General features: G+C 67.9%; 12 protein-coding genes. 4 read left to right on the top strand and 8 right to left on the bottom strand.

What is annotated here, in order from left to right:
* Positions 1-78: 78 nt before the first annotated feature.
* The 3 genes from ACTICP_RS00160 to nhaA all read right to left on the bottom strand — a co-directional run bounded on the left by ACTICP_RS00160 (position 79) and on the right by nhaA (position 3,297).
* Positions 79-1,353: a histidine--tRNA ligase gene (locus tag ACTICP_RS00160; protein ID WP_441888532.1), complete on the bottom strand. Its 1,275-nt coding sequence runs from the start codon at positions 1,351-1,353 to the stop codon at positions 79-81.
* A 77-nt stretch (positions 1,354-1,430) separates the two neighbouring features.
* Entirely contained in the window at positions 1,431-2,105 is a 675-nt protein-coding gene (locus ACTICP_RS00165) for a MazG family protein (RefSeq protein ID WP_441888304.1), read from the bottom strand.
* Positions 2,106-2,130: 25 nt separating this feature from the next.
* On the bottom strand, positions 2,131-3,297 hold the full coding sequence (nhaA, locus tag ACTICP_RS00170) for a Na+/H+ antiporter NhaA (protein ID WP_441888306.1): 1,167 nt from the start codon (positions 3,295-3,297) through the stop codon (positions 2,131-2,133).
* Positions 3,298-3,374: 77 nt separating this feature from the next.
* Here nhaA and ACTICP_RS00175 point away from each other — a divergent pair, with 77 nt between their 5' ends.
* Positions 3,375-6,071 (top strand): phosphoenolpyruvate carboxylase, encoded by a 2,697-nt coding sequence (locus ACTICP_RS00175; RefSeq protein ID WP_441888308.1) that lies wholly within the window; start codon positions 3,375-3,377, stop codon positions 6,069-6,071.
* 120 nt (positions 6,072-6,191) lie between these two features.
* Positions 6,192-7,559: an NADP-specific glutamate dehydrogenase gene (gene gdhA / locus ACTICP_RS00180; RefSeq protein ID WP_441888310.1), complete on the top strand. Its 1,368-nt coding sequence runs from the start codon at positions 6,192-6,194 to the stop codon at positions 7,557-7,559.
* A 142-nt stretch (positions 7,560-7,701) separates the two neighbouring features.
* Here the strand turns inward: gdhA and ACTICP_RS00185 are convergent, their stop codons facing one another.
* Together ACTICP_RS00185 and mfd are read right to left on the bottom strand one after the other, a co-directional pair.
* Positions 7,702-8,298, bottom strand: a complete 597-nt coding sequence (locus ACTICP_RS00185) for a gamma carbonic anhydrase family protein (protein ID WP_441838182.1) — start codon at positions 8,296-8,298, stop codon at positions 7,702-7,704.
* Between the two features lie 58 nt (positions 8,299-8,356).
* A complete protein-coding gene (gene mfd / locus ACTICP_RS00190; RefSeq protein ID WP_441888312.1) occupies positions 8,357-11,869 on the bottom strand; it encodes a transcription-repair coupling factor in 3,513 nt (1,170 codons plus the stop codon).
* A gap of 219 nt (positions 11,870-12,088) precedes the next feature.
* On the opposite strand from mfd, the gene ACTICP_RS00195 reads away from it, so the two are divergent.
* A complete protein-coding gene (locus ACTICP_RS00195) occupies positions 12,089-12,658 on the top strand; it encodes a GNAT family N-acetyltransferase (RefSeq protein WP_441888314.1) in 570 nt (189 codons plus the stop codon).
* Between the two features lie 334 nt (positions 12,659-12,992).
* Positions 12,993-13,856 carry an Fpg/Nei family DNA glycosylase gene (locus ACTICP_RS00200; protein ID WP_206476793.1) on the top strand — a complete coding sequence of 288 codons (864 nt, stop codon included), beginning with the start codon at positions 12,993-12,995 and terminating at the stop codon, positions 13,854-13,856.
* 6 nt (positions 13,857-13,862) lie between these two features.
* Here ACTICP_RS00200 and ACTICP_RS00205 read toward each other — a convergent pair whose 3' ends face one another.
* Genes ACTICP_RS00205 through ACTICP_RS00215 form a run of 3 tightly spaced genes read right to left on the bottom strand, consistent with a single transcriptional unit; the run spans position 13,863 to position 16,897 of the window.
* A complete protein-coding gene (locus ACTICP_RS00205; RefSeq protein ID WP_441888317.1) occupies positions 13,863-15,017 on the bottom strand; it encodes a LacI family DNA-binding transcriptional regulator in 1,155 nt (384 codons plus the stop codon).
* Positions 14,989-15,894 (bottom strand): PfkB family carbohydrate kinase, encoded by a 906-nt coding sequence (locus tag ACTICP_RS00210; RefSeq protein WP_441888319.1) that lies wholly within the window; start codon positions 15,892-15,894, stop codon positions 14,989-14,991. The genes ACTICP_RS00205 and ACTICP_RS00210 overlap by 29 nt, the downstream gene beginning before the upstream one ends.
* Position 15,895: 1 nt before the next feature.
* Positions 15,896-16,897 (bottom strand): SIS domain-containing protein, encoded by a 1,002-nt coding sequence (locus tag ACTICP_RS00215; RefSeq protein WP_441888321.1) that lies wholly within the window; start codon positions 16,895-16,897, stop codon positions 15,896-15,898.
* Positions 16,898-17,111: the final 214 nt, after the last annotated feature.

Below are 17,111 nucleotides of genomic sequence, written 5' to 3' on the forward strand. Positions count from 1 at the left end.
CGCCAGTGAGGATCCGGGGTTTCGGCTGACAGGTGTGATCCGGGCTGACGGGTGTGAACCGGATGCGCGCGGCCGGGCTCAGCTGAGGGGCTTGAGCTCCAGCGTCCCGGGCTCGGCGCCGGCCGACACCGTTGCGAAGGCGTTGTAGCCGTCCGTGGCGGACCGCTCGAGAAGGGCCTTGAAGTTCTTCGCCCGACGCTCCAGCCGGACGCGTCCGTGCGCCATGAGCGCAGACTTGTGGGCGATGAGCTCGGCCAGGGGCACATCGGCGTCGTGGACAAGGACGATGGCCCGGCTGCCGGCATCTGCCACGGGCTCGAGCAGATCGGCGAGACGTTCGAATCCGAGCGAGAACCCCACGGCCGGAATCTGCTGGCCGAGGAAGCGGCCGATCATGCCGTCGTAGCGTCCGCCGCCGCCGAGCGAATACGACACCGAAGGATGCGCGAGCTCGAAGATCGTGCCGGTGTAATAGCCCATGCCGCGCACGAGGAACGGGTCGAAGACGAGCGGGATATCCGCGGCTTCTGTGCCCGCCGCGACCGCCTCGCCGATGCCGACGAGGTGCGCGACGATCTCGTCGGGGGCGTTCTCGGGCAGCGCCTTGCGGATCTGCCCTTCGCCGTACGGGCGGTGCTCCATGGTCTGCGGGCGGCGGAGGTACGCATCGAACGCGTCCACTGCGGATGCCGTGGCACCGCGCTCACGCAGCTCGGCGACGATCCCGTCGGGGCCGATCTTGTCGAGCTTGTCGATCGTGATCAGCACGCCGGGGCGCTCGTCGGCGGTGAAGCCGAAGGTGTCCAGCATCCAGTCCAGCACGCGACGGTCGTTCACGCGCACGGTCGCGCCGTCGAGCCCGAGCGCGGCGAGCGCGTCGAGAGAGGCGACCATGAGCTCGGCCTCGGCCCGAGCCGAGTCATCACCCATGATGTCGATATCGCACTGCATGAACTGGCGGTAGCGACCTTTCTGCGGGCGTTCGGCGCGCCACACCGGGCCGATCTGGATCGCACGGAACACGGTGGGGAGCTGACCACGGTTGCTGGCGTAGAACCGGGCCAGGGGAACGGTCAGGTCGTAGCGCAGTCCCAGGTCGGACAGCTGGGCCATGTTGTCCGCCGCCTGCCCGATCGCCCGGCCGATGCTTTCGATGGCCTCGGCATCCAGACCGCGGCGAAGGATGTTGTACGACAGCTTCTCGTTGTCGCCGCCGATGCCAGCATGCAGACGGGCGTAATCCTCGACGGCGGGCGTCTCGATCTCATCGAAGCCGTGCGCCCGGTAGCGCTCGCGGATGATGGCGAGGAGGCTCTCGCGGCGGGCCTTGTCGGCGGGGAGGATGTCGCGCATGCCGCGCGGCGGGTTCACAGTTGCCACGTTCCCATCTTTCCAGGTGTCGCGAGCGCCCGTGCGCGAATTGGAAGGAGTCAGGCGGATTCGGCTTGGCGAACGTCGTCCGTCAGGGCGCGGAGACGCTCGCGGAGGGCGCGCTCAGCATCCCAGCCGTTCGCGCGTGCAGTGGCCGTGAGCATGAGCAGCAGGTCGCCGAGCTCTTCCTCCGACTCCGGGGCAGCACCGACCTCGGCGGCATCGTGCGCAGCGAGGGCGACCTCGTCTCCTGCCCCGACACGGGCAGCCCGGCCGAGCACCTTCTGCGCGAGCGCGAGCGCCGGCATGCCCTGCGGGACGCCGTCGAGCACGCTGCGCCGCTCGTGCTTCTCCGCCGCCTTCGCGGCGTTCCAGTGCACGAGCACCTCCTCCGGCGTGTTCGCGACCTCATCGCCGAAGACGTGCGGATGCCGGCGCACCATCTTCTCGGTCAGCGTCTCGGCCACATCGTCGATGTCGAACGGGTCGTCCGGGTCTTCGGCAGCGATCGCCGCATGGAACAGCACCTGCCAGAGCAGGTCGCCGAGCTCCTCGCGCAGCTCCGCCCGCTCCCCCGTCTCGACAGCGTCGATCACCTCGTGCGACTCCTCGATGAGGTAGGGCACGAGGTCGCGGTGCGTGATCTGCTGCGACCACACGCAGCGCTCGCGCACCGCGCGCATCGTCTCGGCGGCGGCTCGCAGCGCGTCGGCATGCGGGTCGGCGTCGGTCACAGCATCCCCAGACTCTCGCAGGCCATCAGGAACTCGCCGCCGCTACCCGTCGGTGCCACGCTGCCCGCGACGAGACGATGATCCCCGAGAACACGAGTGCGATCAGCGAGCCCACCAGCACACCGAGGATCGCCTGAGCGCGGATCTCGGCATCGTCTGCGAAGGCGAGGTTCGAGAGCAGCAGCGACACGGTGAAGCCGATGCCTCCCAGCGCACCGGCCGCCACAAGATCCATGATCGTGAGAGCCGGAGCCTTCTCCTTCGCCCCGATCCGCATCGCCACCCAGCCGAACGCGGTGATACCGATGATCTTGCCGACCGGCAGCGCTATCGCGATGCCGAAGAACGCCGGCGACAGCTCGCTGGGCGAGACCGCGGGGATCACGACGAACGCAGCGGCGAACGCGAAGATCGGCAGGATCCCGCCGTTCACCCACGGGTCGAGCGCATGGCGGGCGCGCATCGATGGGGACTGCGCGATCGCGAGCCCCAGCATGACACCGGCGATCGTGGCGTGGATGCCCGAGAGCAGCACGAGCGCCCATACGAGCACCCCGATGACGATCATCGCGGCGATGATGATTCCGGAGCGCTTGACCGGCAGCATCCGCGAGAGGAAGCCGAAGACGACGACGCCGATCACGGCGAGCACGAGGTAGATCCAGTTCAGGTCGTGTGCGAACAGCACGGCGATGAAGATGATGCCGATGATGTCGTCGAGGATGGCGAGCGCCAGCAGGAACACGCGCACGGCCGTGGGCAGCCCCTTGCCGAACACCGCCAGCACGCCGAGCGCGAAGGCGATGTCGGTCGCCGTCGGGATCGGCCAACCGGATGCCGTGTCTCCACCGCCGGCGATCAGAAGGTAGATGATGATCGGCACCACCACGCCGCCGGCGGCGGCGATCGCCGGCTGCAGCGCCTTGCGGAACGAACTGAGGTCTCCGCGGGTGAGCTCGTACTGCAGCTCCATCGCGACGACGAAGAAGAAGACCGCGAGCAGACCGTCCGAGATCCAGTGGGCGATCGAGAGGTCGATGCCCGTGCCGGGGATGGCGATGTGGAAGTCCAGCACGGTCGCGATCGGGTCGTGCGTCGGCAGATTCGCGAACAGGATGCCGAGGCCGGCCGCCAAGAGCAGCAGCACGGCAGGGAACTGCTGCGTGCGCAGCAGGTTTCGCGAGTCAGACATCCGCTCCATGCTATGCCCGCCACGGGCGGAATCGTCACGAGTTCGGAGCACCGGCGGCGCGCCGCTAACCTCGAATGATGACCACGGAGCCCACGGACCCAGCACGCATCTACACCGAGCCCACCCGCACCGAGGCCATCCGCGTCATCGGCCGGTTCGAGGCCGGGCGCGGCATTCCTGACGAGATGCGCGCCGATGTGCGCATGCTCGGCGCGCTGCTGGGGCAGGTGCTGCAGGAATGCGGCAGCCCCGGACTCTTCGAGGACGTCGAGCGGCTGCGGCTGGCGACGATCCAGGCGTACGAGGACGAGAGCACCGAAGCGTTCGAGCGCGCCGCCGAGATCGCCGAGTCGTTCAGCATCGCCAGGGCCGACGAGGTCGCGCGCGCCTTCACCTGCTACTTCCACCTCGTCAACCTCGCGGAGGAGCACCAGCGAGTGCGCGTTCTGCGCGAGCGGGACGGCAAGCCGGGACGCGAGGATGCCGCCGACACCGTCGCCGCGGCCTACGCACAGTTGCGCCGCGAGGTGGGCGACGAGGAAGCGCGGCGCCGCCTAGGCGCCCTGCGGTTCCACCCCGTCTTCACCGCGCACCCCACCGAGGCGCGGCGCCGGGCGGTGTCGGGCAGCGTCCGCCGCCTGTCCGAACTGCTGACGCAGCACGATGCGTCCAGCGACGGCGGCGCCGAGCAGCACCGCGCGCATCGTCGGATGCTGGAAGAGGTCGACACGCTCTGGCGCACCGCTCCCCTCCGCGCCCAGAAGCCCTCGCCCACCGACGAGGTGCGCACAGTCATGTCGGTGTTCGATGAGACGCTGTTCACCACGGTGCCGCACGTGTATCGCCGCATCGACGACGCTCTGCGCGGCGAGGAGTCAGGCGCGAGCACCCCCGTCGTCCCCGCCTTCGTGCGGGTGGGCTCGTGGGTCGGCGGAGACCGCGACGGCAACCCGTTCGTGACGGCATCCGTCACTCGCGAGGCGGCGCAGATCGCCGCCGACCACGTGTTGCGTGGCCTTGAACGCGCCCTCGACCGGATCGGCCGCACCCTCACGCTCGACGCCGAGGGCACACCGCCGAGCGAGGCGGTCGTCGCGCTGTGGGCGGCGTTCTCCGCCGCTGAGGCGGATGCCGCGGCCGAGATCGCCGCGCGTTCCCCCGAGGAGCCGCACCGATGCGTGGTGCTCGCGTTCGCGCAGCGCGTCGCCGCGACCCGAACGGGCGCTTCGAACGGCTACACGAAACCGGAGGAGCTGCTCGCTGACCTGCGCGCCGTGCAGGATTCGCTGGCGGCATCCGGCGCGAAGCGGCATGCGTTCGGCGGCATCCAGCACCTCATCTGGCAGGTCGAGACCTACGGTTTCCACCTCACCGAGCTCGAGGTGCGCCAGCACTCGCAGGTGCACCGCGAGGCGCTGGCAGAACTCGAGGCCGGCGGCGAGCGCAGCGAACGCACCGAAGAGGTGCTCGAGGTCTTCCGCGCGATCGCTGAGATCCAGAGCACCTACGGCCTGCGCGCTGCCGGTCGCTACGTCGTCTCGTTCACGCAGTCCGCCGAAGACCTCGCGAACGTGCATCGCCTGGCCCGCCACGCTTTCGGCGACCACGCGCCGGTGCTCGATGTCGTGCCGCTGTTCGAGACATTCGCCGACCTGCAGGCGGCACCGGAGATTCTCGCCGAGGTCGTCGAGTTCCCGGAGTTCCGCGCACGCATGGCCGAGACCGGGAACCGTCTGGAGGTCATGCTCGGGTACTCGGACTCGTCCAAGGATGTCGGCCCGGTCGCCGCGAACCTCGCGCTGTACGAGGCGCAGGAGAAGATCGCCCTCTGGGCGCAGGATGCCGGCATCGCCCTGACCCTGTTCCACGGACGCGGCGGAGCGCTCGGTCGCGGCGGAGGGCCGGCCAACTCGGCGATCCTCGCGCAGCCGCCGCACTCCGTCGACGGCCGGTTCAAGCTCACCGAGCAGGGCGAGGTCATCTTCGCCCGCTACGGCGAACCGGCGATCGCCATGCGCCACATCGATCAGGTCGCCGCGGCGACGTTGCTCGCCTCATCACCCAGCGTCGAGGAGCGCACCAGCGGCGCCGCCGCCCGCTTCGCCGACATAGCGCAGACGATGGATGCCGCGTCGCGCGAGCGGTTCTTCCAGCTCGTGAAGGCCGACGGCTTCGCTCCCTGGTTCGCCACCGTGACGCCGATGGAGGAGATCGGACTGCTCGCCCTCGGGTCGCGTCCCGCGCGCCGTGGCCTGTCCGTCGAGTCGCTGGAGGACCTGCGGGCGATCCCCTGGGTGTTCGCCTGGACCCAGGCGCGCATCAACCTGGCCGGCTGGTTCGGCCTCGGCACCGCTCTCGAGACCGTCGGCGACGAGAAGCTGCTCGCCGAGGCCTATCGCGAGTGGCCGCTGCTGCGCACGATGATCGACAACGTCGCGATGAGTCTCGCGAAGACCGATGAGCGCATCGCCCGCCGCTACCTCGCCCTCGGCGACCGCGAAGACCTCGCCCAGCTCGTGCTCGATGAGCTCGTCCTCACCAAGGAGTGGGTCATGCGCCTCACCGGCGGCACCGGTCTGCTCGAGAACAAGCCGATCCTGCAGCGGGCCGTCGCCCTGCGCAGCCCGTACGTCGACGCGCTCTCGCTGCTGCAGCTGCGTGCTCTGCGCGAACTGCGCTCGTCAGCATCCGGATCCGGTGCCGATGACGAACAGCGCCGCCTCCTACTGCTGTCCGTCAGCGGTGTCGCCGCTGGCCTGCAGAACACCGGGTGATCGAGCTCTGGCGACATCACCGGAACCTCCGGGGTAAAGTGAGATCTCGTGCCCGAACCCGCACAAGACTTCACGCGACACGATCGCCCCTCAGCCACACCACTCAGAAAGCCGTCCCGCGTGACCGCAACTCTCACCGAATTTCACCCGCTCACCGAGTCCGTCCAGCCCGTTTTCGACACGGTACTGGCGCGCAGCCCGCACGAACCCGAGTTCCAGCAGGCCGTGCACGAGGTGCTCGGAACGATCTCGCCGGTGCTCGAGCAGCACCCGGAGTACATCCAAGCGGGCATCCTGGACCGGGTCGTCGAGCCGGAACGCCAGATCATGTTCCGCGTGCCCTGGGTCGATGACGCCGGAAAGATGCAGGTCAATCGCGGCTACCGCATCCAGTTCTCCTCGGTTCTCGGGCCGTACAAGGGCGGGCTGCGATTCCACCCGTCGGTGAACCTGTCGATCATCAAGTTCCTCGGCTTCGAGCAGATCTTCAAGAACGCGCTCACCGGTCAGGGCATCGGCGGCGCCAAGGGCGGGTCGGACTTCGACCCGCACGGCAAGAGCGACGCCGAGGTCATGCGCTTCTGCCAGTCGTTCATGGGCGAGCTGTACCGCCACCTCGGCGAGCACACCGACGTTCCTGCCGGTGACATCGGCGTCGGCGGCCGCGAGATCGGCTACTTGTTCGGCTCGTACCGCAAGATCACCAACCGCCACGAGTCCGGGATGTTCACCGGCAAGGGAACCGGATGGGGCGGCGCCGAGGTGCGCACCGAGGCCACCGGCTACGGTGCCGTGTTCTTCGCCCAGGAGATGCTCGCGATCCACAACGAGTCGTTCGAGGGCAAGCGCGTCGGCATCTCAGGATCCGGAAACGTCGCGATCTATGCCATCCAGAAGGCCACCCAGCTCGGAGCGACCGCGGTGACGGCATCCGACTCCTCCGGTTACATCGTCGACGACGCCGGGATCGACCTCGAACTGCTCCGCCAGATCAAGGAGGTCGAGCGCGGCCGCATCGTCGAGTACGCGAACCGTCGCGCCAGCGCCCGCTTCGTCGAAGGGGGCAGCGTCTGGGACGTGCCGGTCGACATCGCCGTGCCCTCGGCCACGCAGAACGAGGTCAGCCTTCAGGATGCCGAGGCGCTCATCGCCAACGGCGTACGCGCGGTTTCCGAGGGGGCGAACATGCCATGCGTTCCGGATGCCGTCGAGGCGTTCCAGCGCGCTGGAGTGCTGTTCGCGCCGGGCAAGGCCGCGAACGCTGGCGGTGTCGCGACCTCGGCGCTGGAGATGAGCCAGAACGCGTCGCGTCAGCGCTGGACGTTCGAAGACAGCGAGAACAAGCTGCGCGAGATCATGGGCGACATCCACCGGGCAGCGTTCGACGCGGCCGAGAAGTACGGCGTTCCCGGTGACTACGTCGCCGGGGCCAACATCGCCGCCTTCCAGCGGGTGGCCGCGGCCATGCTCGCGCAGGGTGCCATCTGAGCTGCTTCGATTCGGCGGAAGACTTCGACTTCGGCGCTGCGCGCCTGCGCTCAACGCCCCGCGAAGACGGCTGCGGGTCGTTGAGCGAGCGCAGCGAGACGAAACGGGCTGAGCGAGCCGGAGGCGAGTCGAAGCCTCCGGCTCAGACCGCGTGATCGTCCGCGTGCCGAGCGAGCGATGAGCCGTAGCGCTCGGTGAGCTGCACCATGAGGTCGGGTGTGTCGCGGTCGACGCCGAACACGTGCCCGGGGAAGTCGAGCTCGGGCTGGGCGGCGGCGATCTCGTCCGCCCGGTCGGGTGAGAACAGCTGAAGCGGGTCCCCGGCGGCCACCCACCCGATGGGTACGACGGTGCCCTCGGGCAGTACGGCACGGCGGGTCACGATCGCGTTAACCCTGATCTCGCATCGCGACCCGACGATCGATCCGTTGAACACCCGCGCGCCGGAGGCGAAGAACACCTCGTCGCCGATGGTCGCGCCGGCGATGCTCGCCAGCGTGCCGACCAGCGTGTGGGATCCGATGTGCACGGCGTTCGCGGCCGTGGCGCGGATGAGCGCGTTCTCCATCACGATCACGTGCTCGCCGAGGGTGATCGGCCCGCCTTCGGCGGTGATCACGGCGCCGTGCAGCACCTGGCAGCCCGGCCCGATCTCCACGTCGCCCGAAATGACAGCGGTCGGCGCGACGACAGCAGTGTCATCGATGCGGGGCCGAGCCCCGAGGTGCTCGTACAACATGCCGCCAGCGTAGCGCCGCCCCGCCCGCACCGTGCACAACTTCGGAGGGAAGGTGGGGTCAGGATGCTGGGAACAGTGCCGTCAGCAGCTGCGAGACCCAGTCGAGGAGTTCGGCATCCTCAGGGAGCGGCACGAGCAGCGCCTCTCCCCCGGCGACGAGCTTCGCCTTCGGGTACAGCCGCTGCAGGCGAACCTTCATCGACTCCTCGAGTCGGGCGGGGGCCACGCGCAGGTTCGACCCCATCACGACGACATCCGTGAGCCCGGCCACACCCGCCCGCCGGCGCAGTCTGGCGACCGACACCAGCCCCTCGACCTCTTCGGGAGGGGCGCCGTACCGATCGGTGAGCTCTTCGATGACGAGGTCGATCGCGTCGTCCTTCGCGCTCGGCGCGGCGGCGGCCGACAGCTTCTGGTAGGCCTCGAGCCGCAGTCGCTCACTGTCGATGTACGTCTCGGGGATGCGGGCATCCACCGGGATCTCCATCCGCAGCTCGACGTCGCTCGAGGTGTCCTCGCCGCGGAAGTCGGCGACGGCCTCGCCGATCATGCGCAGATAGAGGTCGAAGCCGACGCCGGCGATGTGGCCGGCCTGCTCGGCGCCGAGCATGTTGCCCGCGCCGCGCAGCTCGAGATCCTTCAGGGCGACCTGCGTTCCCGACCCGAGGTCGTTGTTGATCGCGATCGTCTGCAGCCGATCGGCAGCCGTCTCGCTGAGCGGCTTGGCGTCGTCGTACAGGAAGTACGCGTAGGCGCGCTCGCGTCCGCGGCCGACGCGCCCGCGCAACTGGTGCAGCTGGCTGAGTCCGTATTTGTCGGCCTTGTCGATGATGATCGTGTTGGCGTTGGAGATGTCGAGCCCGGTCTCGACGATCGTCGTCGAGACGAGCACGTCGTATTTGCGCTCCCAGAAGTCGTCGACGACCTGTTCGAGCTGGTGCTCGCCCATCCGGCCGTGTGCGACGGCGATGCGCGCCTCGGGCACCAGCTCGGCGAGCTCGGAAGCGACGCGCTGAATCGACTGCACCCGGTTGTGCACGAAGAAGATCTGCCCCTCGCGCAGAATCTCGCGCCGGATCGCCGCGGCGATCTGCTTGTCGCTGCGGGCGCCGACGAAGGAGAGGATCGGATGCCGGTCCTCCGGCGGTGTCGCGAGCGTCGACATTTCGCGGATGCCGGTGACCGCCATCTCGAGCGTCCGCGGGATCGGTGTCGCGCTCATTGCAAGGATGTCGACGTTGGTCTTCAGCTTCTTGAGCTTGTCCTTATGCTCGACGCCGAAGCGCTGCTCCTCATCGATGATGAGCAGTCCCAGATCCTTGAAGATCACCAGATCGGTCAGGATCCGGTGGGTGCCGATGACCATGTCGACAGAGCCGTCCAGGAGCCCGTCCAGGGTGATCCGGGCGTCTTTGTCGGTCTGAAAGCGCGAGAGCGCCCTGACCTTCACCGGGAAGCCGGCGAAGCGTTCGGTGAAGGTCTCGAAGTGCTGTTTCACCAGCAGCGTGGTCGGCACGAGCATGGCGACCTGCTTGCCGTCCTGAATGGCTTTGAACGCCGCGCGCACAGCCACCTCGGTCTTGCCGAAGCCGACATCACCCGACAGCAGGCGATCCATCGGTATCGGTCGCTCCATGTCGGCCTTGATCTCATCGATCGTCTGCAGCTGATCGGGAGTCTCCGCAAACGGGAAGGCCTCTTCGAGCTCGCGCTGCCACGGGGTGTCCGGAGCGAACGCGTATCCCTTGGCAGACATCCGCGCCGAGTACAGCTTGACGAGTTCGACGGCGATGTCGCGCACGGCCCTGCGCGCTTTGCCCTTGGCGGCGGACCAGTCGCTGCCGCCCATCTTCGACAGGGTCGGGGCCTCGCCTCCGACGTATTTCGAGAGCAGATCGAGCTGATCGGTGGGGACGTAGAGCTTGTCGCCCGGGTATCCGCGCTTCGAGGGCGCGTACTCGAGCACGAGGTAGTCGCGCGTGGTCTTGGTGGCGTTGCGACCGCCCGTGGAGACCTCGCGCTGGGTCATCTCGACGAACTTCGCGATGCCGTGGGTGGCATGCACGACGTGGTCGCCGTTCTTGAGCTGCAGCGGGTCGACGACGTTCCGGCGCCGCGATGCGAGCTTCTTGACAACGCGCTGGTCGCCGCCGATAGTGCGGCCGTAGAACTCGTTGTCGGTGAGGACGGCGAGTTTCGCTTCCGGTATCTGGAACCCCGACTCGAGGGACCCGAGCACGAGCGTGGCGATACCGGCATCCGGTTCGTCCGTCAGGGTCTCGACGACACGGGCCGCGAGCCCGCGGTCGGAGAGCACATCGTTCGCGCGGTCCACGAGCCCGGTACCGGTCGCCACGACCACGACGCGCCATTCATCGGCGAGGCGTGCGGCGACGAACTCGATCGCGCCGTCGACGTTGCCGTGGAAAGAGGGGATGATCGACGCGTCGATGTTCGCAGCATCCGCGTCGTCGCTTGCGAACGGGCTCAACCGCCACCACACGCCATCGCGCTCGCGCACGATCTCGCGCAGCCGCGCGACGCTGAGGAAGTCGCCCGCGCCGAGATCGATAGGGGCGGATGCTCCGGACGTCGCCGCGCTCCACGCGGCATCCAGGAACTCACGGTTCGTCTCACCGAGGCTCTGGGCGCGGGCGCTGGCGCGCTCGGGATCGACGAGTGCGACAGCCGTCCCCGGCGCGAAGTACTCGGCGAGCGATTTGAGAGGGCCGGCGACGGCGGGCAGCAGCGACTCCATGCCCTCGACCGGTATGCCCTCGGCCATCTTCTCGAGCATCCCTGAGATCGCCGGGAACCCCGCAACAAGAGAACGAGCTTTGTCGCGCACGTCGGAGGTCAGCAGCAGTTCACGCGTGGCAGGGAGCTCGACCAGGTCGACGTCGCCCGGCAGCGAGCGCTGGTCGGCGACCGAGAACGCGCGGATCTGATCGATCTCGTCCCCGAAGAACTCGACCCGGTACGGATGCTCGGATATCGGCGGGAAGACGTCGAGGATGCCGCCGCGCACGGCGAACTCGCCTCGGCGGGAGACCATGTCGACACGGCTGTACGCGCGCTCGACGAGCTGCTCGATGGCGTCGTCGAGTTCGAGGCCGCGGGCGCCGAGTGCGAGGGCAAGCGGCGCGGTGTCGCCGAGGTTCGACGCGATCGGCTGCAGCGCAGCGCGCACCGAAGCCACGACGATCAGCGGGCGCTCACCCGACCATGTGGTGATGCGGCGCAGGGTGTCCAGGCGTCGCCCGACCGTGTCGGGGCTCGGGCTGAGGCGCTCGTGCGGCAGGGTCTCCCAGGCGGGGAAGCTGAGGATCTCAGCATCCGGAACGAACGAGCCGAGCGCTCCGGCGAGCGACTCCGCACGCCGACCGGTCGGTGCGATGACGAGGAGGGTCGCCGGGTGCCCCGCGCTCGCGCGCTTGTCGAGAAGTCCCGCGATCGTCGGGGCGTCGAGCCCGTCGACGAGCCCGAGATCGGCATCGGTCTGCGCCCAGGTGAGGGCGTCGTGGTACACACTGGCCTCTTCCAAGGCGCGCAGGATCCCGGGAACATTCACCAGGCAAGCTTAGACGCGGCGTCCGACACTCCGGCGTCGCAATGTGCTTCCCCGGACCAGCGCAGCGCCGCAGGTGTCACTTCGCGTCGCCTCCCGCTCTCCGACGCGGCACGAACGACCACCTCCCGGCGCGGGCCAACCCCGCAGGTGTCGCTTCGCGTCGCCTCCCGCTCCCGGAGGCGGCACGAACAACCACCTTCCGGTCAGTAGCCTGTCGGGATGGAACCTGTCACGCTGCGCACGGATCGTCTCGTCCTCCGAGCGCCGACCGCGGACGACGTCGATGCGATCACGTCGGCGTGCCAGGATCCGGAGATCCCGCGATGGACGACGGTGCCGAGCCCGTACACGCGCGAGCACGGCGAGGGGTTCGTCGATCTCACCGCGCAGTGGTGGGCGGACGGCAGCCAGGCGATCTGGGGTGTTTTCCATGACGGCGTGCTGACGGGCGTCGTCGGCCTGCATCACATCACTGCGCACGATGCCGGCGGGTCCACCGAACTCGGCTATTGGGCCACAGCCGAGTCACGCGGCCGGGGCTTCATGGTCGAGGCATCCCGTGCCGTGATCGAGTGGGGATTCACCGAACTCGCGCTCGCGCGCATCAGTTGGCGCGCCGTCGCGGGCAATGTCCCGTCGGCACGCACTGCTCGCGCGCTCGGATTCCGATACGAAGGGCTCATGCGCCAGGCGCTCACCAGCCCGCGCGGACGCGACGACGGCTGGAGCGCCGGCCTTTTGGCATCGGATGACCGGATGCCGGTGGACTGGCCGGTCGCGCTCGGCTGAGGCCAGCACAGGCGCAGGAGGGCACAGGCACCGGAGGGCACAGGCACCGGAGGGCACGGGCGCCGGAGGGCACAGGCACCGGAGGGCACGGGCGCCGGAGGGCACGGGCGCCGAAGGGCACAGGCCCCGGCGGGCACAGGCACCGGAGGGAGGTGTCGGTTCGTGTCGCCTCCCGCCGACGCACGCGGCACCTACCGTCACCTCCTGACTCGGGCCCTGCGAGGAGGTGTCGCGTTGTGCCGCCTCGGGCAAAGCGAAGCGACACGAACGACCACCTCCCGGCGTCGGCACACGCCCCCTGCCGAACGTCCCACCCAGGTGGCAGGATGGGCGCATGCCGGAGATGCCGGAGGTTCAGGGGCTCGTCGACTTCCTCGGCGAGCGCGCGGTCGGCCACGCGATCACGCGCACGAGCGTCGGCGAGATCGCGGCGCTGAAGACATACGACCCACCGAACACCGCACTGCACGGCGCCACGATCACCGCAGCGGACAGGCGAGGCAAATTCGTCGTGGTCTCGTGCGGTGAGGACCTGCACCTCGTGTTCCACCTCGCGAAGGCGGGCTGGCTGCGCTGGTACGAGCTGTTGGCGACGACGCTGATCAAGCCGGGCAAGTCACCGATTGCGTTGCGCGTCGCGCTCGACGACGACGGCGGATTCGATCTCACCGAGGCCGGCACGAAGAAGTCACTCGCGGTGTACGTCGTTCGCGATCCTAACGATGTCCCCGGCATCGCGCGCCTCGGGCCCGAGCCACTGAGCGAGGAGTTCACCCGCGACGCATTCGCCGCGCTCCTGGATGGGCGCCGGATGCAGATCAAGGGCCTGCTGCGCGATCAATCGGTGATCGCGGGGATCGGCAACGCCTACAGCGATGAGATCCTGCATGCGGCGAAGATGTCGCCCTACGCCATCAGTGGCAACCTCGATGACACCGACATCGATCGCCTTTTCACAGCGATGCAGTCGACGCTGAGGGATGCCGTCGCCGCAGCATCCGGCAAGCCACCGGCCGACCTGAAGGACGCCAAGCGCGCAGGGTTCCAGGTGCACGCGCGGCGCGGCGAAACCTGCCCGGTCTGCGGCGACACCGTCCGCAGCGTCTTCTTCGCCGACCGGTCGCTGGAGTACTGCCCGACGTGTCAGACCGATGGCAAGGTTCTCGCCGACCGACGCCTCTCGCGCCTGCTGAAGTGAGTGGGCCTACCGATCATTTTGCGTGGACGGAGGCATCACCGATGAGCGCTCGACCAAGCGTGTGTTCAGGGTATGCAGCTCGGGCGCACGGGGTTCGCCCTCGATCGCCGTGAAAAGCACCTCTGCTGCCCGCGTGCCCAGTGCCAGAGTCGGCTGCTCGATCATCGTCAACGGCGGCTCCATGACCGCTGCCCACGAGTTGTCGTCGAACCCGATCAGCGAGATATCCGACGGCACTCGGACGCCCGCTGCGCGCAATGCCAGCAGGGTGCCCGTGACCGCGTCGTTCTCAGTGCAGAACAGAGCGGTCGGTGGATCGTCCGACGCGAGCATCCGGGCGACCTCGACCGCGGCGTTCTCCTCCGTCTTGCGCCCCACCATGATCAGGTCGGTGTCGAGCACCATCCCCGCGTCATCGAGCGCGTCGAGGTATCCCTGAAGACGCTCGCCGTCGGTCCACAGATTGCGCGTCGCAACATCGATCAGCTCACGGCGTCGACGCGGGCGTTCGTCGACCGGGGGGCCCCACACGAACCCGATACGACGATGCCCCACTGCGATGAGCTTCGCGACGGCGTCACGCGCCGCGGACCGGTTGTCGATCACCACGGCGTCGAGATCGAGCCCGGCCACAGCGCGATCCACGAGCACCACAGGGATGCCGTGCTCGCCTGCCTGACGGATGTGACCTGCGGAGGCTGCATCGAGGGCGGCCGAGGCGACGATGATCCCGTCCACACGTTTATCGATCAGGACGTCCGTTGCGGCGATCTCCTCAGCGAGATCTTCGTGGGTGCTGAGAACGAGCGTCTCAAAACCGTGCGCTCTCGACGCATCCGATATCCCGCGCACGACGCCCCCGAAGAAGGGGTTCGCGATGTCGGCGATGATCACGCCGATGGTCTGGCTCACCCCTGTCGACATGCTGCGCGCCAAGGCATTCGTCCGATATCCCAACTGCGCTGCCGCCGCTGCGACCCGGCCACGCAACTCAGGGCTGACGTAACCGTATCCGCCGAGTGTCCGTGCCGCGGTGGATCTCCCGACACCGGCAGCGGCGGCGACTTCCGAGATGGTCGGCGGGACCGAGCGTTCTGAGACCATCGCCCTCGTCCCCTTCCTCATCGCAGACTCACAACATGCTAACCGGGGTGTCCTCATCGATCGGGCGCCCGTGGCCGAATGCGCCTTCGATGAAGCACTGGTCGCGCGCAGCGATGGCGCCCGCACGTAGTGCGGAGTGCAGGTCGGACGCTGTGGCCTGCGTCCCGCGCCGCCAACCAGAGCCGTACAGGTCCACGATGAAGCCTGCGACGAACGCGTCACCGCAGCCCATGGTGTCGACGATCTCCCGGTCGTCGACAGGCTCGGCCGGGACGGTGATCCGTGCGACGCCGTCGACCGCGACAGCGCCGTCCGTGCCACGCGTTCCAAGCGCGATTCCGGCGCCGCGTGCGACGGCGTCTTCGAGAATCGCGAATGATTCGGCTTCCGCCATTCCCGAGCACGAGAGCAGGACCAGATCGGCATAAGGCGCCACGCGGTCGAGGTAGCTCGGCTCTCGGAACTCCGGTTCGCTCGAGAGGTCGAAGGTGACGAGGACGTCGCGAGATCGCAGTTTCGGCAGTTCTTCCTCGGTTCGCGAGTACACACTCGAATGAACGAGATCGAAAGCAGACACGTACGCGGCGCGGTCATCAGAGAGGTCGATCGGCTGCTGGACCGTGACACCGCCCCCGTTCCAGCCCAAGAACACCCGATCGCCGTCGATGACACGAAGGCATGTCACACCCGATTCACCGGCGCGCACCACACTCCGAGGAGTGGGCACGCCGGCATCCTCGATCGACGCTCGCACGAAGCGGCCCAGTTCGTCGTCGCCGAAGACCCCGAGATACTCCGCGTGCGCGCCAAGGCGCCGCGTGTAGACGGCGACGTTGACCGCGTTCCCGCCGGGATAATCGATCGCCCGGTCGAGAAACCGATCGACGATGTTGTCGCCGAAGCCCAGCACGCGCATCGGCGAGCGCGCCTTCACCTCAGTAGTCCATGACGCGGTAGTACCGGCGCAGGTCGAGGGAGTGATCCCGCACACGCTCGAGATGCTTGCTCACCCGTCCCATGACGGTGTCGAGCACGATCGGCGCGATCAGCGCGCGATTGTCCTGGCTGAATCCCTCGAGCGCATAGTCGCGGGTGTCGAAGACGTTGACATCATTCGAGATGCGCTCGGCGAAGGCCTGCGCACGGTCGGTCAGCGGTCGCGTCCGGTCCTCCCCCTGGAAGATGATCACCGAGGTGTCGTCCTCGAGCAACTCGAGAGAGCCATGGAAGAACTCAGCGCTGTGCACGCGCGTCGTGCGCAGCCACTGCATCTCTTCGAGGATGCACATCGAGTACAGATACGCGAACGACCAGAGCGGGCCGCCCCCGATGAGGAAGTAGTAGTCGGTATCCGCGTGAGCCTCGGCGAAGGCCGCTGCGAGCGGCTCCGCCTGCTCGGCTGCGGCGACGAGGGCATCCGGAAGATGCACGAGTTCATCGGCAAGCGAGGCATATCCGTCGAACTCCCCGCGCTTGTCCAGCAGCCGACCGATCAGCAGAAGCAGTTGCATGTCGAACGGCCAGGTCTTCGGCTCAGAGACGAGCGCGTGATGTGCAGCAGTCGCGATGGGTGAATCCGCGGCTCCGGTGAACGAGATCGTCGTCGCACCGGCAGCGGTGACGTACTCCATGGCGCGGATGACGTCTTCAGTCGTCCCGGTGACAGAGGTGAACACCGCAGCGGTGCGTTCTCCGAGGAGCGCATCGCCGGTCACGACGAGCTCTGCCGCTATGGCAGAGCGAACGGGGAGTGTGGACCGCTCTCGCGCCATCAGCTCGTACGGCCACATCTGGCTGTAGGTACCGCCTGCTCCCACGAGCAGCACATTGTCGATCCCCTTCGCGAGGAGCATCTCGACCAGATCCTCGATCTGCGGACGCAGCGCGACCGCGCTGGCGATCTGGTTGCGAAAAGCGTTCTCGTCGAACTTGAGCATCATCGATCCTTTCGTGTGGGCGTCGAATCTCGCCCGTGGCAATGTGGTACCGGTATCAGGTGTGACCAAATGCTGACACATGGAATGCGCACCAGTCAACTATTGCTCTAGGGCCAGATCTGACTCGGATCGACTATTCGAAAAATTGACACTGGTACCGGTACCAGGTTTTCGCTACACTCACTCGACAAGCACGCACCGACATTTCCATGGC

It is taken from the genome of Microbacterium sp. (genome assembly GCF_052102115.1).
Lineage (GTDB): Bacteria > Actinomycetota > Actinomycetes > Actinomycetales > Microbacteriaceae > Microbacterium.